This is a genomic window from Mesorhizobium sp. M7A.F.Ca.CA.002.09.1.1 (assembly GCF_003998555.1).
GTDB classification, from domain to species: Bacteria; Pseudomonadota; Alphaproteobacteria; order Rhizobiales; family Rhizobiaceae; genus Mesorhizobium; species Mesorhizobium ciceri.
The window spans coordinates 1-5169 of sequence record NZ_RZRR01000367.1 but is presented as its reverse complement, the minus strand read 5'-3'; the positions used below and the strand labels follow the sequence as shown (position 1 = coordinate 5169).

Annotated in this window: 6 protein-coding genes; 3 read left to right on the top strand and 3 right to left on the bottom strand. The window is 63.3% G+C overall.

Features of this window, described 5'->3' with window-relative positions; all coding sequences use genetic code 11:
• A partial coding sequence (locus EN994_RS17020; RefSeq protein ID WP_127307670.1) for a TIGR02302 family protein occupies positions 1-1545 on the top strand: 1545 nt, incomplete at its 5' end.
• Between the two features lie 112 nt (positions 1546-1657).
• Positions 1658-2029 (top strand): glyoxalase superfamily protein, encoded by a 372-nt coding sequence (locus tag EN994_RS17015; RefSeq protein ID WP_063169090.1) that lies wholly within the window; start codon positions 1658-1660, stop codon positions 2027-2029.
• Here EN994_RS17015 and EN994_RS17010 read toward each other — a convergent pair.
• Entirely contained in the window at positions 2008-2889 is an 882-nt protein-coding gene (locus EN994_RS17010) for a LysR family transcriptional regulator (protein WP_024503767.1), read from the bottom strand. The genes EN994_RS17015 and EN994_RS17010 overlap by 22 nt on opposite strands.
• Positions 2890-3111: 222 nt before the next feature.
• On the opposite strand from EN994_RS17010, the gene EN994_RS17005 reads away from it, so the two are divergent.
• On the top strand, positions 3112-4059 hold the full coding sequence (locus tag EN994_RS17005; protein ID WP_024503766.1) for a DMT family transporter: 948 nt from the start codon (positions 3112-3114) through the stop codon (positions 4057-4059).
• On the opposite strand, the gene EN994_RS17000 is transcribed toward EN994_RS17005, so the two are convergent.
• Positions 4060-4431, bottom strand: a complete 372-nt coding sequence (locus EN994_RS17000) for a response regulator (RefSeq protein ID WP_063170346.1) — start codon at positions 4429-4431, stop codon at positions 4060-4062.
• 74 nt (positions 4432-4505) lie between these two features.
• Entirely contained in the window at positions 4506-5048 is a 543-nt protein-coding gene (hpt, locus tag EN994_RS16995; RefSeq protein ID WP_013529401.1) for a hypoxanthine phosphoribosyltransferase, read from the bottom strand.
• Between the last annotated feature and the right edge of the window lie 121 nt (positions 5049-5169).

Genomic DNA, 5169 nt, shown 5'->3' with positions numbered 1-5169 from the left:
GTGCTCGCGCTTGCCGATCCGCAGGCGCCGAATGCGCGTCCACTGTACGGTGCACCTGAAATGCCGCTGACGCTGCCGCGCCGCGGCGGCAAGTCGAACGCCGCCAGGACCTCGAAGGACCTGACCGAGCATGTCTGGGCCGGCAGCAGCATCAAGCTGACGCTGGTCGCCACCGACGATGCCGGGCACACCGCATCGAGCGAAACCAAGACGCTGCTGATGCCGGAGCGGCCTTTCGCCAATCCGCTGGCACGCGCCGTGATCGAACAGCGCCGCCTGCTGGCGCTCGACGCCAACGCCAAGCCGCGCGTGCTCGACCTGATGGACGCCATCACGCTGCGGCCGGAAGACACCTTCGACAACATGTCCCACTACCTCGCCATCATGAGCGCCCGCACCCGGCTGAAGATGGCCGACAGCGACGATCAATTGCGCAGCGAGGTCTCCTATCTCTGGGAAATCGCGCTCGGCATCGAGGAAGGCAATCTTTCGGCCGCCGAAAAGCGGCTGCGCCAGGCGCAACAGGCGCTGCAGGACGCCATCAAGAATGGCGCCAGCGACGCTGAAATCGAAAAGGCGATGAAGGAACTGCGCGAGGCGATGAACCAGTTCCTGCAGGAATTCGCGGAGCGCGCCAAGCAAAATCCCAACGCCCCGCAGATGCAGCAGAATGGCCAGGAACTGCGCCAGAGCGACATCGATCGCATGATGGACCAGATCGAGAACCTGGCGAAGTCCGGTGATCGCGACAAGGCCCAGCAATTGCTGTCGCAACTGCAGGACATGATGAACAATCTGCAGGCCGGCCGTCAGCAGCAAGGCGGCCAGCAGGACAGCGAGATGCGCCAGCAGATGGACAAGTTGGGCGAGATCCTGCGCCGTCAGCAGGAGATGATGAACGACACCTTCCGCATGGATCAGATGCAGCGCGGCGAGCGCCAGCGCGGGCAGAACCGTGACGAGCAGCTCGGCGAAGGCGGCCAGGACGAGGACAGACCCGGCGTCGGCGAAGACCGCGATCCGCTCGCCCGGCAAAAGCCGATGACGCCCCAGGAATTCGCCGATGCGCTGAAACAGCTGCAGCAGGGCCAGGGCCAGTTGCAGAGCGACCTCGAACAGCTGAAGAAGGGCCTCGAAGGCATGGGTATGGAGCCCAATGAAGGATTTGGCGAGGCCGGCAAGTCCATGGGCAATGCCGAACAGGCACTCGGCGAGGGCGAAGGCGATGCGGCCGTCGGCCATCAGGGCCGGGCGCTGGAAGCGCTGCGCAAGGGCGCCAAGGACATGATGAAGCAGATGCAGGCCATGCAGGGCGACCAGGGTGGCGGCGAGGAAGGCGGCCGCCAGCAGAACGCCGATCGCGATCCGCTCGGCCGGCCGCGCGCCAGCCAGGGTCCCGATTTCGGCGATTCGGTGAAGGTGCCCGACGAGATCGACGTCCAGCGCGCCCGCCAGATTCTGGAAGCGATCCGCAAGCGGCTCGGCAATGCGCTCAGCCCTGACATCGAACGCAGCTATCTGGAACGGCTGCTCGAGCTGAAATAGAGCAATTCCAGGAAATGTGTGAAGCGGTTTTCCGTCCGGAATTGCGAAAAAACAAGGGGATTGCCGCCCCCGTCCATCCCACCTGAAAACCCTCTCGCACGGTTGCACCACCATGCCCAGACTTGGCGCCGTCACACCCATCCTGCGCATCTTCGACATTGCCAAGGCGCGTGAATTCTATGTCGGCTTCCTCGACTTCAAGGTGCAGTGGGAACATCGCTTCGCCGACGACGCGCCGCTCTACATGGCGATCGGCCGCGACGGCTGCGTCCTGCATCTCAGCGAACATCATGGCGACGGTGCACCCGGCATCGCCCTGCGCATCGAGGTCGAGGACATCACGGCTCTTCATGGCGAGCTGACCGGCAAAAACTACCGCTTCGCCAGGCCAGGCGTGGAAGAGACGCCTTGGAAGACCCGCGAGGTATCGGTCGCCGATCCGTTCGGCAACAGGCTGCATTTCTACGAGGATGCCGCCGGCTGACTGAGCCTGTTGACGAAGGCTTCGCGGATCGCATCCTGCATGCCGTCGATCGCCTCGCCTGACGCGTTCGGGTTGCGGTGCATCACCACGTTCGAGGAATCGATGGCGCCGAATCCGTCCGCCGTGGTCAGTTCACGACAGCCGTCCGGAATGTTGCTGCGCGAGATCGGCGCGATCGCCAGTCCGGAGGTGACGGCGAGCTTGAGGCCGCCGGTGGTGTCGCTGGTATAGGCGACACGATAGGCAAGATCGCGCTGCTCCAACGATTTGATGGCGAAGTCCTTGCACCAGCCGGCCCGGTTGTAGAGCGCGATCGGCACCGGCTGTTCCTCATGCATGTGATGCAGGGACGATGTCACCCACACGGTCGGGTCGTGCATCAGCACTTCGCCGCCGGCGGGATCCTGCCATTCGAACACCACGCACAGATCGAGCTCGCCGGCAGCGAGCGCCGCCATCTGTGCCCCGGAATGGGCATAGCGCACGGTGACCTCGACCTGCGTATGACGCTTCGAGAAAGCGCCGAGCGCGCGCGATAGGATGGCGTGGCCATATTCCTCCGGAATGCCGATGCGCACCGGCCCGCCAAGCGGCGCTGCCGCCATCGATGCCGACGTCTCGTCGAGCAGCGAGACGATGCGGCGGGCGTTGACGATGAGTTCGCCGCCGCGCCGCGTCAACGCGACGCCGCGCGAACCGCGCTCGAACAGGCTGGCGCCGATCAGATCTTCGAGCTTCTTCATCTGCATCGACACCGCGGATTGGGTGCGGCCGGCCTGCTCCGCCGCCTTGGTGAAATTGCCGGTCTCGGCAATCGCCACGAAGGTGCGCAGGAGGTCGCTGTCGAGGGTCGGCCGCATGAAATCCGCCATAAGAGAATTTGATTGCTGGCATCATTCCAATTCGTTTGCAACATGTCAAACGGCGGATGATAGTCGCCTCACCCATTGGATATGCGGCTGCGAAATCAGCCGCGGACCAATCAAGAGTCCTCACTCGTGCCCGCTGCCCGAAACGGTGGCGGGTTCTTTTTACCCCGCAGGCGGCAGCTTCGGATCGTACGCGCAGGAGCCTGGATGCAGATGCAAAATCGGATGGTGGGCGGCATCCTGAGCCTGTGCCTCGGCGTGCTGGTCTTTTCGCTGCAGGATCCGCTCGTCAAAGCCGTGTCGAGCGGTTATCCAGTGACCGAGGTGATGGCGATCCGCTCGATCGTCGCTCTGCCGATCCTCATCGTTCTGGTCCATGCTGATGTTGGCTTGCGGGCGATCCTGTCGAAGCGATTCGGCATGCTGACGGTGCGCGCCTTCATCCAGTTCACCTCCTATACGATGTACTACCTGGCCATCGCCGCCTTGCCGCTTGCCGATGCGGTGGCGCTTTATTTCATGGCGCCGCTGTTCATCATGGTGCTCGCCGGGCCCTACCTTGGCGAGCGCGTCTCCTGGCAGACACTGGCAACCGTGCTGATCGGCTTGTTCGGCGTCCTCGTGATGCTGCGCCCCGGCGCAGGGCTGTTCGACTGGGCAGCGCTGCTGTCGCTGGGCTCGGCGGCGCTCTATGGTTTTTCGCAGCTGATGGCCCGCAAGATCGGCGACACCGAATCGTCCACCGTGATGGCCTTCTATCAGAACGGCGCCTATCTGGTTGGCGCCGCCGTGGTTGCCGGCGCGTTTCACCTTGCCGGCATAACCCACGCCGTCCACCCCAGCTTGGAATTCCTGGTACGGCCATGGCTTTGGCCGACGCTGCCGGATTTTCTAAAGATGGCCGCCTGCGGCTTCGTCGCCTCCGCCGGCATGATCCTGCTGTCGCAGGCTTACCGGATGGCGCCGGCCAACCGCGTTGCCACCTTCGAATATACCGGCATCCTGTGGTCGCCGCTGTGGGGTTTCCTGTTCTTCGCCGAGGTGCCGCGGTCGACGACCGTGATCGGTGCCGCCTTGATCATCGGCGCCGGCCTGCTGGCGCTCAGCACCGAACGGCGCAAGAGTACTCCACCTGTGCTCGCTGCCGCCGACCCAGCCTGATCAGGCGAAGCAGATCAGCGCCCGTTCGACGCGCGAGCGGATTTCAGCCAGCGTGAAAGGCTTCTGCACGACATCGAGGATGATGCCGTTCAATTCCTCGGCGCGCTCGCGCTGGTCGGCATAGCCGGTCATCAGCACGATCTTGATGGCGGGAAACAATGTCGCCGCCGCTATCGCCATCTCGATGCCGTCCATCTCCGGCATGCGGATATCGGAGACGACGAGATCATAGCCGCCACGCGCGGCCTGGATCAGCGCAAGCCCCTGCGCGCCATCCGCCGCGATATCGATTGTGTGCCCGGCGCGTTCAAGCGCGCGGGCGGCCAGGGTGCGGACGGACTCATCGTCCTCGACGATCAGAAGCTTTGCCATGGCCGGCATATTTGGCCGCCAAAAGTTGACTTTTCCTGAAAGCGCTGAGGATCAGCAAACCTTTTTGCTGCCGCTCAGGCATCCCCTTTGACGACACCGACAAAGGGCAACTCGCGAAAGGCATGGGCTACATCCATGCCGTAGCCGACGACGAAATAGTCGGGGCAGTCGAAGCCGACATAATCGGCATTGAGTTCGGTCTGGCGGCGCATGCGCTTGTCGAGCAGCACGGCGATCGAACAGCTCTTGGCGCCCCGCGACAGCATCAGCTCGCGGGTGAAGCTCAGCGTCTTGCCCGATTCGAGAATGTCGTCGATCAGCAGCACGTCGCGGCCAGCGACCTCATTGTCGATGTCGCGCAGCACCCTCACCTCGCCGCTGCTGGTGCCGGCGCCATAGCTGGAGATGAAGATGAATTCGACCTCCGGCGACAGGCCGACATCGTGCATGGCGCGGATGAGATCTGCGGCGAAGATGAACGACCCCTTCAGCACCGAGATCACCAGGAGGTCATGGTAGTCGTGTCCGGCAATCTCCTTGGCGAGTTCGAGATTGCGCCGCGCGATCGCCGATGCAGAAAACAGGACTTCGATGTCCTTGCCGCGTACAATTGGCATTTTTCGCCCCGCTGATTTCTTGCCTAAACGCGTTCACGCCCAGCACGTGTTGAGATTCAGGTCAGGCTGAGTCGAAAACGGTGGTTTCCGAGAACCGGAGCGGAGCGTACTGAAGTACGTG

What these genes read in the sequence shown, in the direction of transcription:
- EN994_RS17000 (WP_063170346.1), bottom strand. Translation starts at nt 4,431, where the DNA reads ATGGCAAAGCTTCTGATCGTCGAGGACGATGAGTCCGTCCGCACCCTG.
- EN994_RS17005 (WP_024503766.1), top strand. Translation starts at nt 3,112, where the DNA reads ATGCAAAATCGGATGGTGGGCGGCATCCTGAGCCTGTGCCTCGGCGTG.
- EN994_RS17015 (WP_063169090.1), top strand. Translation starts at nt 1,658, where the DNA reads ATGCCCAGACTTGGCGCCGTCACACCCATCCTGCGCATCTTCGACATT.
- hpt (WP_013529401.1), bottom strand. Translation starts at nt 5,048, where the DNA reads ATGCCAATTGTACGCGGCAAGGACATCGAAGTCCTGTTTTCTGCATCG.
- EN994_RS17010 (WP_024503767.1), bottom strand. Translation starts at nt 2,889, where the DNA reads ATGCGGCCGACCCTCGACAGCGACCTCCTGCGCACCTTCGTGGCGATT.